20 protein-coding genes are annotated in these 22,063 nt (G+C 71.6%); 6 read left to right on the top strand and 14 right to left on the bottom strand.

Annotation, left to right across the window (positions count from 1 at the left end; all coding sequences use genetic code 11):
• Nucleotides 1-25: 25 nt before the first annotated feature.
• The 3 genes from K3N28_RS06730 to K3N28_RS06720 all read right to left on the bottom strand — a co-directional run bounded on the left by K3N28_RS06730 (nucleotide 26) and on the right by K3N28_RS06720 (nucleotide 3,421).
• Complete coding sequence (locus K3N28_RS06730) at nucleotides 26-2,353, bottom strand: sodium-translocating pyrophosphatase (protein ID WP_228091719.1); 2,328 nt, start codon at nucleotides 2,351-2,353, stop codon at nucleotides 26-28.
• 193 nt (nucleotides 2,354-2,546) lie between these two features.
• The gene (locus K3N28_RS06725; protein ID WP_228091718.1) at nucleotides 2,547-3,065 is read right to left on the bottom strand and encodes an ATP-binding protein; all 519 of its coding nucleotides are present in this window, start codon (nucleotides 3,063-3,065) and stop codon (nucleotides 2,547-2,549) included.
• Nucleotides 3,062-3,421 carry an STAS domain-containing protein gene (locus K3N28_RS06720; protein WP_228091717.1) on the bottom strand — a complete coding sequence of 120 codons (360 nt, stop codon included), beginning with the start codon at nucleotides 3,419-3,421 and terminating at the stop codon, nucleotides 3,062-3,064. The genes K3N28_RS06725 and K3N28_RS06720 overlap by 4 nt, the downstream gene beginning before the upstream one ends.
• Before the next feature lie 271 nt (nucleotides 3,422-3,692).
• Between K3N28_RS06720 and K3N28_RS06715 the strand changes: the two genes are divergently transcribed.
• A complete protein-coding gene (locus tag K3N28_RS06715) occupies nucleotides 3,693-6,041 on the top strand; it encodes a DEAD/DEAH box helicase (protein WP_228091716.1) in 2,349 nt (782 codons plus the stop codon).
• A gap of 427 nt (nucleotides 6,042-6,468) precedes the next feature.
• On the opposite strand, the gene K3N28_RS06710 is transcribed toward K3N28_RS06715, so the two are convergent.
• Nucleotides 6,469-7,059 carry an FABP family protein gene (locus K3N28_RS06710; RefSeq protein WP_228091715.1) on the bottom strand — a complete coding sequence of 197 codons (591 nt, stop codon included), beginning with the start codon at nucleotides 7,057-7,059 and terminating at the stop codon, nucleotides 6,469-6,471.
• A gap of 151 nt (nucleotides 7,060-7,210) precedes the next feature.
• Here K3N28_RS06710 and K3N28_RS06705 point away from each other — a divergent pair, with 151 nt between their 5' ends.
• Nucleotides 7,211-7,996, top strand: coding sequence for an HAD-IIA family hydrolase (locus K3N28_RS06705; RefSeq protein ID WP_228091714.1), 786 nt, complete (start codon nucleotides 7,211-7,213; stop codon nucleotides 7,994-7,996).
• A 75-nt stretch (nucleotides 7,997-8,071) separates the two neighbouring features.
• Nucleotides 8,072-8,401: a DUF3263 domain-containing protein gene (locus tag K3N28_RS06700; protein WP_228091713.1), complete on the top strand. Its 330-nt coding sequence runs from the start codon at nucleotides 8,072-8,074 to the stop codon at nucleotides 8,399-8,401.
• A gap of 90 nt (nucleotides 8,402-8,491) precedes the next feature.
• Here K3N28_RS06700 and K3N28_RS06695 read toward each other — a convergent pair whose 3' ends face one another.
• The 3 genes from K3N28_RS06695 to mdh form a co-directional block, all read right to left on the bottom strand.
• Nucleotides 8,492-9,733 (bottom strand): APC family permease, encoded by a 1,242-nt coding sequence (locus tag K3N28_RS06695; RefSeq protein ID WP_228091712.1) that lies wholly within the window; start codon nucleotides 9,731-9,733, stop codon nucleotides 8,492-8,494.
• A 36-nt stretch (nucleotides 9,734-9,769) separates the two neighbouring features.
• Entirely contained in the window at nucleotides 9,770-10,516 is a 747-nt protein-coding gene (locus tag K3N28_RS06690) for a phosphatase PAP2 family protein (RefSeq protein ID WP_228091711.1), read from the bottom strand.
• A 128-nt stretch (nucleotides 10,517-10,644) separates the two neighbouring features.
• Nucleotides 10,645-11,595 (bottom strand): malate dehydrogenase, encoded by a 951-nt coding sequence (gene mdh, locus K3N28_RS06685; protein ID WP_228091710.1) that lies wholly within the window; start codon nucleotides 11,593-11,595, stop codon nucleotides 10,645-10,647.
• 408 nt (nucleotides 11,596-12,003) lie between these two features.
• Here mdh and K3N28_RS06680 point away from each other — a divergent pair, with 408 nt between their 5' ends.
• On the top strand, nucleotides 12,004-12,906 hold the full coding sequence (locus K3N28_RS06680; RefSeq protein WP_228091709.1) for a sulfite exporter TauE/SafE family protein: 903 nt from the start codon (nucleotides 12,004-12,006) through the stop codon (nucleotides 12,904-12,906).
• A 93-nt stretch (nucleotides 12,907-12,999) separates the two neighbouring features.
• Here K3N28_RS06680 and K3N28_RS06675 read toward each other — a convergent pair whose 3' ends face one another.
• Together K3N28_RS06675 and K3N28_RS06670 are read right to left on the bottom strand one after the other, a co-directional pair.
• A complete protein-coding gene (locus K3N28_RS06675; RefSeq protein WP_228091708.1) occupies nucleotides 13,000-13,545 on the bottom strand; it encodes a hypothetical protein in 546 nt (181 codons plus the stop codon).
• 104 nt (nucleotides 13,546-13,649) lie between these two features.
• The gene (locus K3N28_RS06670; RefSeq protein WP_228091707.1) at nucleotides 13,650-14,816 is read right to left on the bottom strand and encodes an acyl-CoA dehydrogenase family protein; all 1,167 of its coding nucleotides are present in this window, start codon (nucleotides 14,814-14,816) and stop codon (nucleotides 13,650-13,652) included.
• A 269-nt stretch (nucleotides 14,817-15,085) separates the two neighbouring features.
• Between K3N28_RS06670 and K3N28_RS06665 the strand changes: the two genes are divergently transcribed.
• Nucleotides 15,086-16,480, top strand: coding sequence for a UDP-glucose/GDP-mannose dehydrogenase family protein (locus K3N28_RS06665; protein ID WP_228091706.1), 1,395 nt, complete (start codon nucleotides 15,086-15,088; stop codon nucleotides 16,478-16,480).
• 275 nt (nucleotides 16,481-16,755) lie between these two features.
• Here K3N28_RS06665 and K3N28_RS06660 read toward each other — a convergent pair whose 3' ends face one another.
• Together K3N28_RS06660 and K3N28_RS06655 are read right to left on the bottom strand one after the other, a co-directional pair.
• Nucleotides 16,756-17,004, bottom strand: coding sequence for a hypothetical protein (locus tag K3N28_RS06660; RefSeq protein WP_228091705.1), 249 nt, complete (start codon nucleotides 17,002-17,004; stop codon nucleotides 16,756-16,758).
• 3 nt (nucleotides 17,005-17,007) lie between these two features.
• Nucleotides 17,008-17,634, bottom strand: a complete 627-nt coding sequence (locus tag K3N28_RS06655; RefSeq protein ID WP_228091704.1) for a non-oxidative hydroxyarylic acid decarboxylases subunit B — start codon at nucleotides 17,632-17,634, stop codon at nucleotides 17,008-17,010.
• Between the two features lie 53 nt (nucleotides 17,635-17,687).
• Here K3N28_RS06655 and K3N28_RS06650 point away from each other — a divergent pair, with 53 nt between their 5' ends.
• Nucleotides 17,688-18,572, top strand: a complete 885-nt coding sequence (locus K3N28_RS06650; protein WP_228091703.1) for a polysaccharide deacetylase family protein — start codon at nucleotides 17,688-17,690, stop codon at nucleotides 18,570-18,572.
• Between the two features lie 14 nt (nucleotides 18,573-18,586).
• Here K3N28_RS06650 and K3N28_RS06645 read toward each other — a convergent pair whose 3' ends face one another.
• From K3N28_RS06645 to K3N28_RS06635, 3 genes are all read right to left on the bottom strand, one after another.
• Nucleotides 18,587-19,051, bottom strand: coding sequence for a hypothetical protein (locus K3N28_RS06645; RefSeq protein WP_228091702.1), 465 nt, complete (start codon nucleotides 19,049-19,051; stop codon nucleotides 18,587-18,589).
• Nucleotides 19,052-19,168: 117 nt separating this feature from the next.
• Entirely contained in the window at nucleotides 19,169-21,151 is a 1,983-nt protein-coding gene (locus K3N28_RS06640; RefSeq protein ID WP_228091701.1) for a CDP-alcohol phosphatidyltransferase family protein, read from the bottom strand.
• Complete coding sequence (locus K3N28_RS06635; RefSeq protein ID WP_228091700.1) at nucleotides 21,148-22,002, bottom strand: ABC transporter ATP-binding protein; 855 nt, start codon at nucleotides 22,000-22,002, stop codon at nucleotides 21,148-21,150. The genes K3N28_RS06640 and K3N28_RS06635 overlap by 4 nt, the downstream gene beginning before the upstream one ends.
• Nucleotides 22,003-22,063 lie beyond the last annotated feature (61 nt).

Raw genomic sequence — 22,063 nt, 5'->3', positions numbered from 1 at the left:
GCGCGCCGTCGTCCGCTTCCCGGAGCTAGCCGACCTCGACCGACTCACGCGGCTCCGGGCTCTGGGGTTCCCCCGCCTCCACCACCGAGGACCGGCGCTTGGAGATGAGGATCGCGGCCACCAGGATCGCCACGGCCAGCCCGGCGATGATCCAGCGGACCGGCCCGTCGGCGCCCGCGCCGACATCCTCGACCGTGTAGACGACCACGGCCGGGGCGATGATGAGGCTCACCAGGTTCATGACCTTGAGGAGCGGGTTGATGGCGGGACCGGCGGTGTCCTTGAACGGGTCGCCGACGGTGTCGCCGATCACGGCCGCGGCGTGGGCTTCGGAGCCCTTGCCGCCGTGGTTGCCGTCCTCGACGTCCTTCTTCGCGTTGTCCCAGGCGCCGCCCGAGTTCGCCAGGAGGATCGCCATGAGCACGCCGCAGGCGATCGCGCCGGCGAGGTACGCGGCCAGCGGCCCGACGCCGAGGCCGAAGCCGACGGCGATGGGCGCGGTGATGGCCAGCAGGCCCGGCGTCATGAGCTCGCGCTGCGCGTCGCGGGTGCAGATGTCGACCACGCGGCCGTACTCGGGCCGCTGCGTGCCCTCCATGATCCCCGGGAAGCGCGCGAACTGGTCGCGGACCTCGTTGACGACCGCGCCCGCGGAGCGGGCGACGGCGTTGATCGCGAGGCCGGAGAACAGGAACACGACGCTGGCGCCGATGATCAGGCCGACGATGTTGGCCGGGTCGGCGATGCTCAGCGCCGTCAGGAGCGCCTCGCCGATGAGGCCCTCGGTCCGGACCGCGTCGGTGTAGGACCCGAACAGGGCCGTGGCGGCCAGGACCGCGGTCGCGATCGCGATGCCCTTGGTGATGGCCTTGGTGGTGTTGCCCACCGCGTCCAGGTCGGTGAGCGTCTGCGCGGCGTCGCCTTCGACGTCGCCGGACATCTCCGCGATGCCCTGCGCGTTGTCGCTGATCGGCCCGAAGGTGTCCATCGCGACGATGACGCCGACGGTGGTCAGCAGGCCGCAGCCGGCGAGGGCCACCGCGAACAGGCTCACCAGGATGACGCCGCCGCCGAGGAGGTAGGCGCCCAGGACCGCGGCGGCGATGAGCAGCGCGGTGTAGACGGCCGACTCCAGGCCCAGCGAGAAACCGGACAGGATGTTCGTGGCCGCGCCGGTGCGGGTCGAGGCCGAGACCGCCCGCGTCGGCTTGTAGCGGGTGTCGGTGTAGTAGCCGGTGAGGCTCATGATCGCCGCGGCGAGCGCGATGCCGATGACGACGGCGACGATGGCGAGCACCTGCGGGTTCACCGGGATCTCGGCGGCGTCGATGCCGCTGCCGAGCGCTTCCCACGTGGAGGGCACGTACGCGACGACGGCGACCGCGGTGAGCAGCGCGCCGATGACCGCCGAGATGTAGAACGCCCGGTTGATCGCGGTCAGGCCCGACGCGTCCGAGGCGCGCATGCGCGTGATGATCACGCCGATGATGGCGCAGACGATGCCGACCGAGGCGACCAGCAGCGGCAGGACCAGGCCGGTCTCGCCGAACGCGGCGCGGCCCAGGATGAGGCTCGCGACCAGGACGACCGCGTACGACTCGAACAGGTCGGCGGCCATGCCGGCGCAGTCGCCGACGTTGTCGCCCACGTTGTCGGCGATCGTCGCCGGGTTGCGCGGGTCGTCCTCGGGGATGCCCTGCTCGACCTTGCCGACCAGGTCGGCGCCGACGTCGGCGGCCTTGGTGAAGATGCCGCCGCCGACGCGCATGAACATGGCCAGGAGCGCGGCGCCGAAGCCGAAGCCCTCCAGGACCACCGGCGCGTCGCCGTGGTAGACGAACACCACGATCGCGGCGCCGAGCAGACCCAGGCCGATCGTGAGGAACCCGACCACGCCGCCGGTGCGGAAGGCCAGGTGCATCGCGCCGATCGGCTCGCCGTCGCGGGCCGCGGACGCCACGCGCACGTTGGCGCGGGTCGCGAGGCTCATGCCGGCCCAGCCGATGAAGGCGCTGAACCCGGCCCCGACGATGAAGAACAGGCTCCGTCCGATGCGGACGTCGTTCCCGGCCTCTCCGACCGGCAGCAGGAAGAGCAGGACCACCGCGATCACGACGAAGACGCCGAGCGCCCGGAACTGACGTCGCAGGTAGGCGGAGGCGCCTTCCTGGACGGCTCCGGCGATCTCGCGCATCTTGTCGGTGCCGGTGCCTGCCGCGAGGATGCTCTTGACGAGCGCGGCGGCCCCTCCGAGCGCGACCAGCGCGAGCGCGGCGGCCACCACGACGAGGCTCAGGTTCGAGCCCGCGAGCTGGCCTACGCCCTCGTCGCCGTTGGCGAGCAACGTATGCATGTAGTTCCTCCATATGGTGGCGGCGCGGGGCACCGCGCCGCCGGTAACCAGACACGTGTGGGGCCGCGGGACGGGTAGGACGGCGCGGCCGGAGCCGGCTTCGCAGCCGGGCACTCATAACGTGCGGAGTGTAACGATGTGAGGGCTTTGCGAGTGGGGACGGTCACGCCCGTGGAGGGTGGTGTGGAACGCCTCAGTGATCGGCGGCCGAACCCGACCCCGGCAGGGGCCAGCTCATGCTGACGGTGGTGCCGCCGTTCGCGTCCGGACCCGTCACGACCAGGTCTTCCACCAGCCCGCCGAGGACGATGAGCGTGATCTCCTCCGAGAGCGTGTCCTCTTCGAGCGTGTCGTGATCGTTCGCTCGCGCATCGCCGCGCCCCGCGTTCACCCCGAACCCGCCGCTCGGCCGCGCGCGCAGCTCCTGCGCATTATCCGTGATTCTCGCAACGAAACGATCACCGATCGCGAATTCCACGCGCACGAGATCCTCGATCCCCCGGTCACGATGCCGCAGCACCGCGCGCGTGCACGCCTCGCCCACGGCCTGACGCACCTCGTCGAGCAACCCCGTGGCCACCCCCGCGTGCGCCGCCACATCGGCGGCCACGAGCCGGGCGGCCCGAACGTAGGCGGCGGCGGGAGTGAAGGCGAACCGGACGGTCGCCGGCTCCGCCCGTCCCCCTGCGCGGTCGTGCTTGGAGCCGTTCACTCGCCGGGCACCGCTTCCCGGACATCGAGCACCTTGTCCAGTCCGGTGAGATCCAAGAGCTTCCTGATGCGCGGATTCGCGCAGACGACCACCAGGCTCCCGCCGGAATCGGAGAGACGCCGCCGCGCCCCGATGAGCACGCCCAGACCCGTCGAATCGCAGAACTCCGTCGGCGTCAAGTCGATCGCGACCCGCATACGGCCCTCGGAGGCGAGCTGGCGGACGGCCTCGCGCAACTGCGGGGCGGTGTACATGTCGATCTCGCCGGTGACGCTGATGACCGCGTACTCACCGACCTCGGACAGACCGAGCCCGAGCTCGGGCCCCGCGGCGCCGTCGCCTGATGTTCCCCTCACGCCGTCTCCTTGTCTCGTCTCGACGAAGCCTGCGAGTCACGACAACGCCTCCGGCCCCGGCAGCGGGCCGCACACGAAGCGCACGAACCGGACCACGGCCGAGACCCGGCCGGGCCGGGACCCCGAGCCCGGGTGCACGGTGTCTTGGCCCATAAGCGTACTGCGTTCCGAGCCGACGGGAGCCGGGAGCGGGCGACCGGAACGCGGACGCGTCACCACCGGCGGACGCGCTCGCGGCGGCCCTGTCGGAGGTCTGCGGCATCATTGGACGGTGCCCGTCGACCAGCTCATCGCCGCCCTCGAAAGCGAGGACGGAGGCCTGCGCCATCTGCGCCGCCTCCCACCCCGCGAGTCGGTGCGCACCGCATGGCCCGAATGGGTGCCCCCCGAAGTCCGCGACGCCTTGGCGGACACCGGGATCACCCGGCCCTGGCCCCACCAGGCCGAAGCCGCGACCCACGCCTTCGAAGGCCGCGACGTCGTCGTCGCCACCGGCACCGCCTCCGGCAAGAGCCTCGCCTACCTCCTGCCGCTCCTCACCGAAGCCGCCACCGGACCGACCCCCGGCTCTCAGGCCGGCGAAGGCAGGACCCTCTACCTCGCCCCGACGAAGGCCCTCGCGGCCGACCAGGCCCGAGCCGTGAGCGAATTCCAGGTGCCCGGCCTCATCCCCGCGATCGTCGACGGCGACACCCCGTTCGAACACCGCCAATGGGCCCAGCGCTTCGCGAACCTGATCCTCTCGAACCCCGACCTGCTCCACCACTCGCTCCTCCCCCGCCACCGCATGTGGCGCTCACTCCTGAAGCACCTGAAATACGTCGTGGTCGACGAATGCCACGTCTACCGCGGCGTCTTCGGCGCCCACGTGGCCCTCACCCTCCGACGCCTGCTCCGCCTCGCCGAGCACTACGGCGCGAACCCCACGGTGATCGCGGCCAGCGCGACCGCGGCCGACCCGGCGGCGTCCCTGTCGGTCCTCACCGGACGCCCCGCCGTCGCGGTGACCGAGGACGCCTCGCCGTCACCGGGGGCGACGGTCGCCCTGTGGGAGCCGGTCACGTACGAGATCGAAGGCGAACCCCAGCAGGCGTCCACACTGAGCGAGACGGCACGGATGCTGGCGCAACTCGTACGCCGAGGCGTGCGGACCCTCGCGTTCGTGCCTTCCCGCAGAGGCGCGGAAATCATTGCGGCAGAAGCCAAAGCGAGACTCGGCGCCGACCCGGCGGCGGACAGGATCGCCGCATACCGGGCGGGCTACCTGCGCGAGCACCGACGCGACCTCGAAGCGGACCTGCGCGAAGGGAGGCTCCTGGGCGTGGCCACCACCAACGCGCTGGAACTCGGCATCGACGTGACGGGCCTGGACGCCGTCCTGCTGTGCGGCTACCCGGGCCGGCTCGCCTCGTTCTGGCAGCAGATCGGCAGGGCGGGACGGGGCGACACCGAGGCGCTGGCGGTGATGCTGGCGAAGGACGACCCCCTCGACACGTACCTGGTCCACCACCCGGAGGCGATCTTCGACCGCCCGGTGGAGGCCAGCGTGTGCGACCCGTCGAACCCGTACGTCCTGGCCGGGCACCTGTGCCTGGCGGCGGAAGAACTCCCGCTGCGCGAATCCGACCTGGCGGCGATCCCGGGCAGCAAGGCAGTGGCCGAGCAGCTCTGCGAGCAGAAGCTGCTGCGCTGCCGGCCCGGAGGCCGGTACTACTGGATCGGCTCGGAGCGCCCCGAGGTCACACTCCGCGGCTCGGGCCCGATGGGCGTGGACATCGCCGAGACGAGCACCGGCAGGCTCATCGGCACGATCGACGCGGCGGCCTCGCACCGCCTGGTCCACCGGGGCGCGCTGTACCTGCATCAGGGCGAGTCCTACATCGTCGACGACCTGGACTTGGACGACGGCTTGGCGCTGGTCCACGCGGCGAAGCCGCCGTGGACGACCAGTGCCCAGGAGATCACGCACCTGGAGGTCCTGGCGGAGCGGGAACGCCTGGACATGGGCGACGTCGCGCTCGTATTGGGGGAAGTCGAGGTCACCTCGAACGTCATCTCCTATCAGCGCCGGCGGATCCCTTCCGGGGAGGTCATCGACACGCAGGCGCTCGACCTGCCGCCGCAGACCCTCCGGACCGTGGCGGTCTGGTGGACGGTGGCACCCGAAGCGCTGGAAGGCATCACCGATCTCGCGGGTTCGCTCCACGCGGCCGAGCACGCGTCGATCGGGCTACTCCCGCTCATTGCGACCTGCGACCGGTGGGACATCGGCGGCCTCTCGACCGCCGTGCACATGGACACGGAACTCCCGACGGTCTTCGTCTACGACGGCCACCCCGGGGGCGCTGGCTTCGCGGAGCAGGCCTTCCGCAAATGGCGGGACTGGCTGAGCGCCACGAAGGACGCGATCGCCGACTGCGACTGCAAGCTCGGCTGCCCGAGCTGCATCCAGAGCCCCAAGTGCGGCAACGGCAACGAGCCGCTGCACAAGAAGGGCGCAGTCGCGATCCTCGACCTCCTCTTGAAAGCGGGAGAAGGCCCGCTGCAGTCGACGGTCCTGGCCCCGAAGTCGGCAGCCAAGGAGAAAGAAGAGGACGACCTGTGGCCGGGCGACTTCTAAGCCGAGCCGCTGACCTGCAACGACAAGCGAATCCCCAGGGTTATCCACAGGCGGAGAGCCCAAGGTTGTCACTCATCTACAGCCCGTGACACGGTTGGAAGATGCACCGCCGAAGCATCGCCGCCAAGGCCCTGACCACCACTGCCCCCAAGGCCGAGACCAGCATGGAAACCCCTGGGCGGAAAGTTATCCACAGGAAGAAACTCGCTGTTGCCGGTCAATCGCAGAGCGTGTCAGGGTTGAAACAAAAAAGCCATCTGGCCCTGCGGGATGGCGGCGACAGAAGGGGATTCGCGAACGTCGCCATACCGAGACCGCGCGCGGGAAGCCGCCCGCGCGCGGTCCCCGCAGGACCATGCCTTCCGCGGAACACGCGGGCGGTCGGGCACACCAGCCCGACCGCCCGCAACCATCAATCCGACCCGTCTCAGCCGGCCACCCGTGTGAGGCTGGCGCTCAAGTGCGGGCTCAGCGGCTTGCCTTCGGCGGCCATCTCCTGGGCGTACATGAGGGCGCCTTCGACGATGCCGTAGAGGCGCTTGCCTGCGGTGACCTCTTTGGCCTGCGGGCTGCGCACCACCGCGTCGGTGGCGATCTCGATCTGGGTGCCGTCCACATGCCCGTAGTACAGGTCGAGGATGCCCGTAGGGTGAGCCAGCAGCACTTCGACCTCGGGCCGCTTCGGGTCCTCGCCCTTGGTCACACGCCACCACCCGGTCTCCTGTGCCGCGGGGCGCACGGGCTTGCCGTCGACGTCGATGATCCACGAGCGGGCGTGGTAGCGCAGGAACGGTCGTCCGTCGTGGAGGAAGCTGATCTCCTGGGCGTACAGGAAGTCCTCCGAATCGGGGTAGCCGCCTTGGCCCCGGCCGCGCCAGCGGCCGACCAGGGGCAGGAGCGGGAGGAGGTCGTCGTGCAGGTTGGGGCCCTGACGCAGGTCGTCGGTTTCTTCGAAGGGGTAGGGCTCGACCTTCTGGAAGGTCGAGGCGAATTCCGTCGGTACTTCGCGCTCGCTCATTTGTTCCTCGCGGTTCGAATGGTCCAGTAGCCGATTGCGCCCGCCATGGCGCCTGCGGCGATGACGAGCACGGCCGTCAATGCCGTCTCCACGGCCACCACTTTACGTCCGCTGCTCGCTGATTTCCCCGACCGATGGCAAGATGTTGAGCATGACTACACCTGGACCCTTCGACAGCTGGCTCTCGGACATGGACGGCGTGCTCGTCCACGAGGGGGTTCCCGTCCCGGGCGCCAACAAGCTCATCGAGAAGCTGCAGTCCGCGGGGAAGCGGTTCCTCGTCCTCACGAACAACTCGATCTACACCCCGCGCGACCTGCATGCGCGACTGAAGAACTCGGGGCTCGAGGTGCCGGCGGAGAACATCTACACCTCGGCCATGGCCACGGCGGACTTCCTGCACTCGCAGCGCCCCAAGGGGTCCGCGTACGTCATCGGCGAGGCGGGCCTGACGACGGCCCTGCACGAGATCGGTTTCGTGCTCACCGACTACCGCCCGGATTACGTGGTGCTCGGTGAGACCCGGCGGTACGACTTCGGGGCGCTCACGACGGCTTCGCGGCTGATCAAGGCCGGGTCGCGGTTCATCTGCACCAACCCGGACACGACCGGCCCGTCGCTGGAGGGCATTCTGCCGGCGTGCGGCGCGGTTGCGGCGATGATCACTGCCGCGACCGGGCAGGACCCGTACTTCGTGGGCAAGCCGAACCCGCTGATGATGCGCAACGCGTTGCGGCGCATCGGGGCCCACTCGGAATCGACGGTGATGATCGGGGACCGGATGGACACCGACGTGCTGTCGGGCCTCGAAGCGGGGCTCGAGACGGTCCTCGTTCTGTCGGGGGTCACTGACACTATTGAAGAAGTCGAGCGCTACCCCTTCCGTCCGAACCACGTCAAGGATTCGGTGGCGGACCTGATCGACTGGATCGAATAAGGAGTTCCCATGCCTTCCGCTCACCGCCCCGCCAAGCCAGTTTCGCGTGCGCGCCAGGTGGGTGAGGGGGATGCCGTGTCGGCGCCGCGTTCTTCGCGCGGGCCGCAGGAGGCCTCCCGTCCGGCACGGGAGGCGCCGCAGCGGTCGGGGCAGGAGGCGCGGCCCCGGCGCGAATCCGAGGCCAAGCTGAGTTCGCTGGAGTCGCGGATCCTCGCGTTCGAGGCGAAGTGGTGGCGGGCGTCGGGCGCGAAGACGCAGGCGATCGCGGACGAATTGGAGCTCACTCCCGAGCGGTACTACCAGCATCTGGCGCGGCTCATCGACCACCCGGAGGCGGCGGCGGAGCAGCCGGCGGTCGTCCGGCGGCTCCGCGCGGCCCGGGACCAGCGCCGCGCCGCCCGCTGACCGATATCGCCGCGATGGCGGCCGGCCGGCGGTCCGTCCCGAGGCGCTTGCCGGCTTTGACCGGTCCACGGCGGCCGGTCCGCTGCGGCTTCAGTGGGATTCGGCGGCTCGGCGTTCGGTGACGGCGTACCAGGCCGCGCCCACCGCGAAGACCGCCAGGCCGCCCAGCACTGCGGCCCACGGCAGGCTCACGGCGACCAGCAGGCAGCCGGCGAGCCCGAGCCACGGGATCGGGGCGCGCCGGTCGAGAGTGACGGCCGAGGCGTTCGCGACCGCGTAGTAGATCAGCACGCAGAAGCTCGAGAACCCGATCGCCCCTCGCAGGTCCAGTGTGGAGACCAGGACGAGGACGAGGGCGCTCGCGGCGAGCTCGGCGGCCCAGGGGACCCCGAAGCGTTCGGAGACCGCCGCCAGGCCGCCCGGGAGCCGCCGGTCGCGTGCCATCGCGAGCGAGGTCCGCCCGATGCCGGCGAGGAGGCTGAGCAGGACCCCGGCGACGGCGACGCCCGCGCCGACGGCCACGAGCGGCTTGAGCGCGGGGGCCCCGGCCCCGGCGAGGTCGCTCAGGGGCGCGGTCGATGCGGCGAGCATGCCCGGGCCGAGCACGATCAGGGCGGTCACCGCGACGAGCAGGTACACGGCGAAGGTGATGCCGAGGGCGATCGGGATGGCCCTGGGGATGGTCCGCTCGGGATCGGTGACCTCTTCCCCGAGCGTGGCGACGCGGGCGTACCCGGCGAACGCGAAGAAGATGAACCCCGCGGCGGTCAGAATGCCCCAGAAGTGGGTGTCGCCGAGGGGCTGCGCGGCCACGGGCCCGGTCAGCCCCGCGACGACGACGGCGGCGAGCACGGCGAGCGTGCTCGCGGCGAACACGGCCGAGGCGAGCGCGGTCTTCTTGACGCCGAGCAGGTTGATGGCGCAGAGGGCGACCACGGCGGCCGCGGCGATCGCCCGGGGGTGGTCGGGCAGCAGGTAGGCGCCGAGGGTCAGGGCCATGGCGGCGGCGGAGGCGGTTTTGCCGACGAGGAAGGCCCATCCGGCGGTGAATCCGACGGCGGGGTTGATTCGGCGGGTGCCGTACACGTAGGCGCCGCCCGCCTGCGGGTAGCGGGCGGCGAGGCGGGCCGTGGAGCGGGCGTTGCAGTAGGCGATGCCTCCGGCGAGGGTGAGCGCGGCGAGGAGGCCGGGTCCGGATCCGGCGGCGAGTGCGGCGGGGCCCCAGACGGCGAAGACGCCGGCTCCGAGCATGGACGCGAGTCCGATCGCGATCGCGGAGGGGAGGCCGAGGCGGCGTTGGAGCGGTGGCCGTGCTCGCGGCGGGGTTGGCATGGGTTGAAGATACCGCGTGCGGGTTGCGGGTTCGCGTTACCGATATCGTCGTTCGGGCTCGAGCCAGAGTGGCAGTTCTATTGTGTCCCAAGGGATGCGTTGAACGACGCGGAGGATGATGACGCCGAGGAACAGTCCGGCGGGGGTGTCGGTGAACCAGTGGAATCCGAGGTAGGTGGTCGAGAAGGTGACGATCACGGGGGGCGCGTAGCGCAGGAGCCCGCGCTGCCAGGCGCGCATGTGGCCGCCGACGAGGAAGATGATGAACCCGTACCAGACGATGGTGTTGAGCACGTGGCCTGAGGGGTAGGCGCCGGCGGGTTCGAGGGTGGTGAAGAGGACGGCTTGGGCGGCGTCGGCGTACGGGGGGTCGGTGATCTCGGGCCAGTGCGGGTAGACGCGGGGCAGGGCGTCTTTGACGACGAGGACGGCGCCGGCCATGGCGTAGGCGGTGAGGAAGGCGACGAGGGGTCGGACGTTGCGGCCGCGCCAGCCGAGGTAGGCGGCGAGTCCGAGGGCGGCGGTGCCGAGCACGCCGCCTTGGCCGAGCATGTTGGTGATGACGGCGATGTCCTCGGCGAGGGGGGGTCGGTGGGCGTCGGCGAGGTCGCGGATCCGGATGTCGAGGTGGACGAGGGGGCTGGGCCAGGTGAGCGGGATCGTCAGCGCGATGAAGGCGACGGCCATGACGATCTCGGGGAGCCATGAGCGCGGCCGCCTCGGGACGAAGGGCCGCCAGGCCTCCGCGGGGGCCTCGGTGCGGCGCTGGTCTGCGACGATCACGGCGTAAGCCTAGCGACTGGGTGGAACGGCGCGAATCCGATACCGCATCGTGGTCGGAGCGCGTTCCGGGGCGTCCGCGAACGGACGCCCCGGAGCGGATCGCCGGGTGGCGCCCGGCTTCTCGGGTCTTACAGGTCGGCGACGTCGGCCTGCTTGGTGCGGACGGCTTCGGCGGCTTCTTTGAGGTTGGCGAGTTCGGCGTCGGTGAGGGGGGTCTCGACGACTTTCTTGACGCCTTCGGCGCCGATCTGGGCGTTGACGCCGAGGTAGACGCCGGAGATGCCGTATTCGCCGTCGACCCAGGCGCACACGGGCATGACGTCGCCGGAGTCTTCGGCGACGGCCTTGGCCATGCGGGCGGCGGCGGCGGAGGGGGCGTAGTAGGCGGAGCCGGTCTTGAGGAGGGCGACGATCTCGGCGCCGCCGTTGCGGGTCTTGGTGACGAGTTCGTCGATCTTCTCGGCGGGGAGGAGGTCGGCGAGCGGTTTGCCGTCGACGGAGGACTGGCTGGGGACGGGCACCATGGTGTCGCCGTGGGAGCCGAGGGTGAGGGTGGTGACGGACTTGACGGGGACCTGGAGTTCCTCGGCGACGAAGTTCGTGAAGCGGGCGGTGTCGAGCATGCCGGCCTGGCCGAGGACGCGGTGCTTGGGGAAGCCGGAGGCGAGCTGTGCGAGCGCGGTCATCTCGTCGAGGGGGTTGGAGACGACGATGATGACGGCGTTCGGGGAGTGCTTGACGAGGTTCTCGGTGACGCCGCGGACGATCTTGGCGTTGACTTCGAGGAGGTCCATGCGGCTCATGCCGGGCTTGCGGGGGAGGCCGGCGGTGATGACGATGACGTCGGAGCCGGCGGTCTTCTCGTAGCCGTTGCCGTCGTTGTCGGTGGTGGCGCCGACGACCTTGGTCTCGAAGCCCTCGATGGTGCGGGACTGGTTCATGTCGAGGGCGAGGCCCTCGGGCTTGCCCTCGACGATGTCGGTGAGGACGACTTCTTCGAAGATGTCGTACTCGGCCAGGCGCTGGGCGGTGGTGGAGCCGTAGAATCCGGCGCCGACGACCGTGACTTTCTTACCCATCGAATGCTCCTCTGCATGAAGGCTGCCTGTGTGGTGCGCAGGCCCTCGGGTTGGGCGGCGGCGCGTGCGTCGCCGTGGTGTGCCAGGTGAATGGCGGGCCACGCTCGGGGGCTTGCGAGCCGTGCGGTTGCTCCGCGAGCGTGACCAGGTCTGTACGTCCACGCTATGACGCTCGTCTCGGAGGGTGCATTCGGCCCCTGGCCGGGTGGCGGAGGCCTCCCCGGGCGGGCGGTCGGGGGGCGGGGCTCCACATGCGAGCGGGGCGGTGGATCGTGTGGGGTCGGGCGGGCGTGCTTCGGCGGTGTCGGGTATCCGTCGGCGGCGCCGTCCCGAACCGTGGGCAATCGTTGACATGTCCTATTGATTTAGTGGACTATTGTGAGCCATCCGGATTCGAGGGAGCCGCGCGTGCTGGTCGCGACCACCGTCCTCTCCGCCGTCGCCGCGGGCTTCGTCGCCCAGCTGGTCGACGGCAGTCTCGGCATGGGCTTCGGCACCATCACGATGACGTTCCTGCTGGGTTTGGGCATCGCGCCGGCGGTGGCTTCGGCGTCGGTGAACGTGGCGACGATCGCGACGGGCACGGTGAGCGCGGTCGCGCACCACCGGCTGCGGAACGTCCACTGGCCCACGACGTTGCGGCTCGGCATCCCGGGTGCACTCGGCGGTTTCGCGGGGGCCTGGGCGCTGGCGTCGCTGACGCGGCTCGATGCGGCCACGCCGGTGACGAGTGCGGTCCTCATCGCGCTGGGCGCGGTGATCGTGTGGCGGTTCGTGCGGGGCAAGGGTTCGGGGGAGGGTCCGGTCCGGTCGGGGTTCGCGGCGCCGACGGGTCTGGTCGGCGGGTTCCTCGCGGCGGTCGGCGGGGGCGGCTGGGGTCCGGTGACGATGCCGATCACGTTGACGACTTCGCGGCTGGAGCCGCATCGGGTGGTCGGGTCGGTGTCGACGGCGCAGGTGTTCGCCTCGACGGCCGCGGTGGTCGGGTTCTGGATGGCGATTCCGGAGACGTTGACGGTGCTGTGGCCGCTGGTCGTCGGCATGGCGGTGGGCGGTATGGCGGCCGCGCCGCTGGCGGCGTGGCTGACGCGCAAGATTCCCACGGCGAAGCTGGGTTCGACGATCGGGATGCTCGTGGTGGCGTTGAACCTGCGGACGCTGCTGGGGAATTTCAGCGTCCCGTGGCCGGTGGTCGCGGGCTTGTATCTGGCGCTCGCGGCGGTCTGGGCGCTGGTCCTGGTCGGCCCGAGGCGGAGGGCGGCGGCGGAGGCGCGTGCCGCTGCGGCGGAGCCCGCGCCGGTCGAGGCGTAGCGCGGCGGCGGACGCCGGTCGGAGCGGCGGCGTGCAGCGGTGCGGAACGGCCCGGACCGATGTCGGTCCGGGCCGGTTCGGTGTCGGCGGGTGTCAGCTGATCTGGTAGGAGCCGGCGCGGTTGTTCCAGCCGATGGTGCCGAGGTTGGCGAGGGCGTCGATCCAGGTGGAGGAGGCGCCGGACAGGCTCACGGAGTCCCAGAGGCGGATGTCGCACGAGCGGTACGTGCGCACGGAGCTGGCGCGGTTGTTCCACCCGGCGGCGTCGAGGCGGTCGACGCTGAACTCGACGGGCGAGTATGCGGCGGAGCAGGTGTGGCTGCCGTCGCCGACGAAGGAGCGGGTGCCGCCGGCGGGGTCGTAGTTCGTGCGGTCGTAGAGGGTGATCAGGGTGACCGACTGGACGCCCGCCTCGGCGGAGGCGGCCTCGTCGAGGGCGAGGGCGGCGCTCTGGGTGGCGGCGCAGGTGACCTCGTCGCGGGTGAGGTTGACGACGCAGTGGTCGGCGGTGGTCGCGGCCTGCGCGGCGGTCGGCGCGAGGGCCGGGAGGCCGACCGCGGTCAGCAGGGACAGCGCGATCGCGGTCAGCGAGCGCGTGCGGCCGGACGTCGCGGGGGCGTGGTGCAGAGGTTCGCTCATGAGCGAATCCTATTGGACGGCAAGGCGACAGCGGTGGTCCGCCGGGTGGGCGAGGGGCCCGGACCGTCTATCGGTCCGGGCCGTCGCCGTTGGTCGGGTGGACGCTAGAACGCCTTGCCGCGTTGGAGTTCGCGGGCGATGACGATGCGCTGGATCTGGTTGGTGCCTTCGTAGATCTGGGTGATCTTGGCGTCGCGCATCATGCGTTCGAGGGGGAAGTCCTGGGTGTAGCCGTAGCCGCCGAGGACTTGGACCATGTCGGTGGTGATCTGCATGGCGGCGTCGGAGGCGAAGCACTTCGCGGCGGCGCCGAAGTAGGTGAGGTCGGGGTCGACGCGTTCGGACTTGGCGGCGGCGGCGTAGGTGAGCTCGCGGGCGGCGCTGATCTTCATGGCGGCGTCGGCGAGGAGGAATTGGACGCCTTGGAACGCGGCGATCGGGCGGCCGAACTGCTCGCGTTCGGCGGCGTAGCCGGTGGCGGCGTCGAGCGCGCCCTGGGCGATGCCGAGGGCCTGCGCGGCGATGGTGACGCGCGTGTGGTCGAGGGTGCGCATGGCGAGTGAGAATCCTTGGCCGGCTTCGCCGATGAGGCGGTCGGCGGGGAGGCGCACCGAGTCGAAGTAGACCTCGGCGGTCGGGGAGCCCTTGACGCCGAGTTTCTTCTCGGGCTTGCCGAAGGAGACGCCCGCGTCGCCCTTCTCGACGACGAACGCGGAGATGCCCTTGGCGCCCGCGCCCGGTTCGGTGACGGCGAAGACGGTGTAGAACTCGCTGACGCCGGCGTTGGTGATCCAGCGTTTGACGCCGTCGAGGACCCAGTGGTCGCCGTCGCGGACGGCGCGGGTGGTCATGGACGCGGCGTCGGAGCCGGCCTCGGGTTCGGAGAGGCAGTAGGAGAACATCGCCTCGCCCGCGGCCACGGGGGGCAGGTAGCGGCGCTTGAGGTCCTCGGAGGCGTCCAGGAGCAGCGGCAGCGAGCCGAGCTTGTTGACCGCGGGGATGAGCGAGGAGGAGGCGCAGGCGCGGGCGACCTCTTCGATGACGATCGCGGTGCCGAGGGCGTCGATGCCCGCGCCGCCGTACTCGGCGGGGATGTGGGGGGCGTGGAGGTCGGCGGATTTGAGCGCCTCGTAGGACTGCTCGGGGAAGGTCGCGGCGGCGTCGGCCTCGGCGGCGTGCGGGGCGACCCCCGTTTCGCAGACTTCCCGGGTCGCCGCGCGGATGTCGGCGTATTCTTCTGGCAACTGGTAGGGGCTGAACCCGGTGGACATCAGTGGCTCCCGCGGTTGTTACTCATCAGTAAGATAGGCCGAGTGTAACGCACTCGGGAGGCGGCCGGTGATGGACGCCACCGCGAGTTATCCGCGGCTTCACTGCAACGTCAGCGCCTGTTCATGCGTGGGTCTGAATATACGATGGCGCAGGCCATAGGCATCATTCACGTACAATTCGAGGTCGCCGCGCGAACGGACCGACGTACGCCAGGGCCGCCCCACCGGGCACGCCCGCAGCATCGAGCACAGACAGGGCAAGCACCAGCATGGTCAACGCGATCCAGACCCCCTCGCCGAACACCACGACCCGGCCCCGCATCTCCTTCCTGGGATGCGGCTACCTCGGAGCGACCTATGCGATCTGCTTCGCGGAGCTGGGGTACGAGGTGATCGGCTACGACGTCGACACCGCCAAGATCGACTCGTTCAACGCGGGGATGCTGCCGATCCACGAGCCGGGCCTGCCCGAGCTGCTCAAGAAGAACCTCGAATCGGGCCGCCTGCGCTTCACCACCGACGTCCAGACCGTCGCCGACTTCGCCGACGTCCACTTCATCTGCGTCGGTACCCCCCAGCGCAAGGGCGAGCCCGGCGCGGACCTCTCCTACATCGAGGCCGCCGTCGTCGACCTCGCCCGGCACCTGACCCGCAAGGTCCTCATCGTCGGCAAGTCCACCGTGCCCGTCGGCACCGCCTCCTGGGTCCAGGAGCTCGTCGACCGCCACGCCCCCGAGGGCCTCGGCGTCGAGGTCGGCTGGAGCCCGGAGTTCCTCCAGGAGTCGAACGCGATGCACGATGTCCTGCGCCCCAACCGGATCGTGTACGCCGCCCAGAGCGAATGGGCCTCCCAGCTGCTCAAGGACGTCCACCGCGGCATCCTCGAACTCGCCGCGGTCGAAGACCGCGAGGTTCCCGTGGTCGAGACCGACCTCGCCACCGCCGAGCTGGTGAAAGTCGCCGCGAACGCGTTCCTGTCGACCAAGATCTCCTTCATCAACGCCATGGCCGACCTGTGCGAGGTCACCGGCGGCGACGTCACCGACCTGGCGAAGGCCATCGGCTACGACCAGCGCATCGGCAACAAGTTCCTGCGCGCCGGCATCGGCTTCGGCGGCGGGTGCCTGCCCAAGGACATCCGGGCGCTCTCGGCCCGCGCGGGCGAGCTCGGCGTCGGCGAGTCGTTCCGGTTCCTCGACGAGGTCGACTCGGTCAACACGCGCCGCCGCGCGCACACCGTCCGGGCCGTCGCGAAGCTCGCCGGGCGCACCCCCGGCCCGAACGGGCCGGACCTCTCGGGCGTGCGCATCGCCTACCTCGGCGCGACGTTCAAGCCCGACACCGACGACATCCGCGACTCCCCCGCCCTGGCGATCGCGCGGAAGCTGCGCGCCGCCCGCGCGGACGTGGTCGTGTACGACCCCGAGGGCCTGGAGAACGCCAAGGGCGAGGCGCCGGAGCTGAGCTTCGTGAAGACCCTCGCCGAGGCCGTGGCGGGCGCCGACGTGGTGTGCGCGATGGTGCCGTGGGAGGAGTTCCGGACCCTCGACCCCGAGGCGCTGGGCCAGCAGGTCGCCGAGCGGCGCCTCCTCGACGGCATGAACGCGTACGACCCGGAGCAGTGGCGCAAGCACGGCTGGTCGTACCAGGGCATCGGGCGCTAAGCTCGAACCGCGAATTCCCCGAACCGCCCGGCGCGCGATGCGCGCCGGGCGGTTCGTCCGTATCGGGAGGGCGCGGCCTCGGCCCGCGGAACGGACGTTCGCAGGGCCTCCGGCGACGGCCCCGCCACGGGGGGCCGACGCTGCTCGCACCGTGGACGCGAACGGGCCCAGGGCGGGCCGCGGTCCGACCGGCCCTCGGCCCCCGGTGCCGACTCGGAGACGGGGGTGCGGCCGACCTGCGGTCCGCTCCGGTCCGGAGGCGCGCTCGGGTGCGGTCAGGTCGGGAGGTGGACCCGGGTGAAGGGCCAGGCGTGCGGCGGGCGTTCCACGAGCGCCTCCGGCGGGTCCGGGAGGCGCCTCGGGGCGGCCTCGCCCACGGCGATCACGACCACGCGCTCGCCCGCGATGAAGACCTCGGTCCGCACCTGCGGGTCCGCCAGGCGGCGCACCTCGTCGAGCACCCAGCGCAGCAGTTCGGCCCCGCGCCCTTCGGCGGCCTTGGCCTCCCACATCAACGTGTCCATCCGCTACTCCTCCGCAGTGCCGGGCTCCAGCGTGCCAGAGTCCACTGTGCCCGTCTCGGCTGCCCCGCCGCCGAGTCCGCTCCAGCGCTTCGCCTTCGCCGACTCCAGGCCGAACTGGTCGAGCGTCCGGGCGACGACGTGGTCGACGATGTCGTCGATGGTCTCGGGCCGGTTGTAGAACGCCGGCACCGGCGGCAGCACGACCGCGCCCATGCGCGAGAGCGCCAGCAGGTTCTCCAGGTGGATCTCCGAGAGCGGGCTCTCCCGCGCCAGCAGCACCAGCCGGCGGCGCTCCTTCAGCGTCACGTCGGCGGCCCGCCCGATGAGGCCCTCGGTGTAGCCGGTGCGCACCGCCGCGACGGTCTTCATCGAGCACGGCGCGATGATCATCCCGTCGGTGCGGAACGACCCCGAGGAGATCGGCGCGGCCTGCTCCCCCGGCCCCCAGCTGTGGTCGGCCAGCGCGGTCACGTCGGCGGGCGTGTAGGGCGTCTCGAGCCGGAGCGTGGTCCGGGCCCAGCGGCTCATGACCAGGTGCGTCTCGACGCCGTCGATCTCGCGCAGCGCCTCGAGCAGGCGGACGCCGAAGACCGCGCCGGTCGCGCCGGTCATGCCGACGACGAGTCGCATGGCCCCTCCTTGGGTTGCCGTGTTCTGTGGCCTATGACACTTACAATGTCGGGATGGGACGCCACAAACTGGGCATCGCCGCCGCAGTCGCCGCGCTGCTGGCGCTCGCCTCGCTGTGGCCCGGCGGCGGACCGCCCGCGGGGACCCCGACCGCGACCGAGCCTACTGCCTCGGCGGCCGACCCGCCCGCGAGCGAGGACGGCGACGAGGCCGAGGACACCGGCACGCCTGCGGCGCCCTCGAGCGCGCCGTCTGAGCCGGCGTCGCCGCCCGCGTCCTCGGCGGCGCCCACGACCGCGGCGCCCCCGGCCTCGGCGTCCGAGCCGGCCGGCGGCGCGTACGGCGGGCCGCTGGGCACGCGCAACCGCACCGGATCGGACGCGGTGGCGTTGACGTTCGACGACGGGCCCTCGCCGGAGTGGACGCCGACGATCCTCGCGATGCTGCGCGAACGCGGGATCAAGGCCACGTTCTGCATGATCGGCGCGTACGCGGAGGCGCATCCGGAACTGGTCGCGGACATCGCGCGCGAGGGGCACACGCTGTGCAATCACACGTGGTTCCACGAGTTCGACCTGGGCGCGCGCAGCGAGGGCGAGATCCGCGCGAACCTGCAGCGGACGAACGACGCGATCGCGAAGGCCGTGCCGGGCGCGGAGATCGGGTTCTTCCGGCACCCCGGCGGGCAGTGGACCGACCGGGCGATCGCGGTCGCCGCGGACCTGGGGATGGAGTCGCTGCACTGGGCGGTGGACCCCTCGGACTGGGACGAGGCGACGACGGAGGCGCAGATCCGGGAGCGGGTGGTCGACCGCACCGGGCCGGGCGCCGTGGTGCTGCTGCACGACGGCGCGTCGAACCAGCGGGACCTGTGCGGGGCGCTCGAGTCGATCTTCGCGGAGTTCGAGCGCCGCGGGTACGCGTACACGGCGCTCTGAGGCACGGGGCCGGGTCAGCGCAGTTCGGCGGGCATCGTGCGGCCCGGCAGCAGCGCCAGGAACGCGAGCGCGAGGAGCCCGACGCTGAGGGCGATCTGGGCCGGGAGGCCCAGGCCGAGGACGCCGCCGGATCCGTTGCCGCCGTTGCCGCCCCCGTCCGTCGGGCCGGAGCCGGGCGAGGCGCCGTCACCGGACGGGCCGTCGCCGCCGTCGCCGTCACCGCCGTCGCCGCCGTCGCCGTCCTGGTCGTCGGGGTCGGAGGTGCCGTCACCGTCGTAGCTGGGGCTGGGGGTGGGCGATCCGGGCGGGATCGGGTAGGTCTCGTCGGCGTTGATCCAGTCCACTTGGGAAATCGCGGCGTCGTTGTCGGCGGTGTTCTCGACGGCGGTCCTTTCGAGGAACACGGGCAGCGAGAGGAGCCCCGCCACCCCGATCACGGTCGCGGCGAGCACCAGACGACGGAGCCGACACTTGCGCACAGGTACACCTTAGTCGCGAGGCACCAGCGGCGTGCGCCTGTCGGGACATCTGACACGAACGAGTTCGCTTGAGCGTCAAGCACGACGGCGCCCGGGAACGGATTCGGGGGCGTTCGGTCAGGCGGCGGCGGGGCGGGAGGCGCGGACGGTGCCGGCGACGACGGCGCCGACGAACACCGACGCGACGTACACGGCGAGCGCCCCGTAGACCACAGTGGCCACTGCGGGAACGGTCGCCACTGCGGCGGCGCCCGCGCCGATCGCGATGAGGCTCCGTGCGGGCCAGCCGAGGCCGAGGTCGCGGCGGGCCACCGGGGAGGCGGCCTTGTCGAGTCCGGCGGCGAGGTCGTAGAAGTACAGGCTGATCACGGTGAGCAGCGTGTACAGCACCGGCCAGGACACGCCCGCGGCGATCCCGGCGGCGGCGATCGCGCCGAGTTCGACCGCGCGGAGCCCGGCGGGGACGAACCAGTCGAACAGGCCCTCGTGGTCGGTGCGGGCCATGGAGGCGGCGAGCGCGATCGCGAGCGCGGCGAGCCCGAACGGGACCCACACGGCGGCGCCGAGGGCCGCGGCGAGCACGGCCCCTCCGGCGCTGAGGACGGCGGCCGCGGTGGCGGCGAACGGCGCCATGTCGCCGTCGACGGGGTTGCGCGGGACGAGCCGGGCGAGGGGGCCGTCGTCGCGGTGCGCGGACCGGTCGGGGCGGCGCAGCGCGGCGGTGCGGGCGGCCAGGGACCGGAGGGCCCGGCCGGCGGTGGTGTAGCCGAGGGCGAGGAGCTGCCAGACGAGCAGCGCGGTGATCGCGGTGCGGGGCCCGAAGGCGACGGCGGCGACGGCGAGGAGCAGCCAGCGTTCGCCCACGGGGGCGACGATGGTGCGCTTGATCCAGTACAGGGGGGTGCGGTGGGCGCCCATGACCTGTTCGGAGGCGGAGCCGAGGCGCTGGCCGAGGTGGGCGGCGCGGCCGGCGGGCGGCGCGGACTCGCGCTTGCGGGCCTGGCGGACGACGGCGGTGTCGAGGAGGACCGCGTACCAGGTGTCGGCGGTGTGCCGGACGGTCTGGGTGGCCATGGCGGCGAGGGCGAGGCCCCAGGCGGCGGGCGCGGGGGTCCCGTCGGCGACGGCGCCGGCGGCGAGGCCGGCGTAGATGAGGAACTCCTTGGAGCGGTCGGCCATCATGTCGAGCCAGCCGCCGAAGGAGGAGAAGCGCTGGGTGTAGCGCGCGAGCTGCCCGTCGACGCAGTCGAACACGAAGCTGAAGTACATGAGGGCCGCGGCGGCGAGGTACCACCAGGACCAGCCGGCGGCGAAGACCGCGGCGGCGCCGACGGCGAGGGCGATGGAGACCCAGGTGATGGGGGTGGGGGTCCAGCCCAGGCGCGCGCTGAGTGTGACGAGCTTCGGGGACCAGGTGGAGACGGCGTAGGTCGCGAAGAAGTCGTCGTCGTGCTTGACGGCGTTGCGGAGCCGCCACGCGTCCATGTCGACGGCCTCGAACGCGGCGATGACCTCGCGGGCCTCCTCGGCGGTGCCGACCTGGCGGTGCGGCAGGCCGGGGGTCTTGTAGACGTTGACGGGGATCGCGCGGGCGTGGAGGGCCGCGAGGAGCGACGCGAAGGCGTCGCCTTCGGCGCGGCGCGGCCAGTGCCGCTTGAGACGGGCCAGGTGCGCGGCGGAGACCTTCGCGAGGCCGCCGAGGCGGGCCGGACCGGGCCCGGGGCCGGTGACGAGGCCGCGTTCGACGGTGACGGGCGCGGCGGCCGGGTCGTCGGCGCCGACGAGCACGCCCGAACGGCGCGAGGAGTCGGACAGGACCGCGGCCACGGTGGTCGGGGAGGCCACGAGATCGGCGCAGGCGACGAAGAGGGCGCCCCCGCCGCTGAAGGCGAGGTCGCCGAGGTGCCGCAGGTCGGACTGCGCGTCGGCGGACGCGATCTGGGCGGCCTTGACGGGCCGGTCCGTCCCCGGCCGGGTGAGCACCGTGACGTCGTCGCACCCGGCCTCGCGGAGCTGCGCGACGAGCCGGTCGAGGACGGTCCGGTCGTCGTCGATCTCGGCGTGGCCTCCCGGAGCCGGCAGGATGACGGCTCGGCTCACTTGGCCGCCTCGACCGCTCCCGGGACGAGAGCGGGCGCGGCGGTCTCGGCGGCCCGCTTCGCGGCCTCCGCGGCGGCCTTCTTCTTCTCGGCCCTGGCGTCGGCGTCGCGCTTCTCGGCCGCCTTGTACGAGTCGAGGGCCTCCTCGACGGTGCCGTCGGTGACGAGCGTGCCCGCGTCGAGGAAGATGCCGCGCTTGCAGTACTTCTTCAGGTCGCCCTCGGAGTGGGAGACGAACACGAGCGTCCGGCCCTCTTCGAGGAGCCCGGCGATGACCGCCTGGCATTTGCGCTTGAACGCGGCGTCGCCGACCGCGAGGGCCTCGTCGACCAGGAGGATCGGGTGCGGCAGCTGGGTGATCACCCCGAAGCCGAGGCGGACCTTCATACCGGACGAGTAGTGCTTCAGGGGCGTGTCCATGAAGTCCTCGAGCTCGGAGAACTCGACGATCTCGTCGTACTTGGCCTTGATCTCCTTGTTCGACATGCCGTGGAGCGCGCCGACGAGGTTGACGTTCTCGCGGCCGGTGAGGTCGCCGGAGAACCCGGCGGACAGCGCGATGAGCGGGGCCACGCGGCCCTCGCGGCGCACGTAGCCCTCGTCGGGGATGAGCACCCCGGTGATCAGGCGCAGCAGCGTGGACTTGCCGGTGCCGTTGCGGCCGATGATGCCGACGGCGTCACCGGGGAAGATGTCGAAGTTGACGTGGCGCAGCGGCCAGAAGTCCTTCGCGTTCACGCCCTGCTTGTTGGCGCTGCGGCGCACGAACAGGTCTTTGACACGGCCCTTCTTCTGCTTGCCTTTGGCGAAGCAGATCCCGAGGTCACGAGCCTGAATGATCGGCTCTTCCATGGGGGCGGCCCTCCCGGAACAGGTGGTTGACACGGCGCGCCAATAGTACCGCTCGGCCGGG

It is taken from the genome of Glycomyces sp. TRM65418 (assembly GCF_019710475.1).
Lineage (GTDB): Bacteria > Actinomycetota > Actinomycetes > Mycobacteriales > Micromonosporaceae > Glycomyces.
The sequence above is the reverse complement of the archived record's forward strand: the minus strand, read 5'-3'. Positions and strand labels throughout refer to the sequence as shown.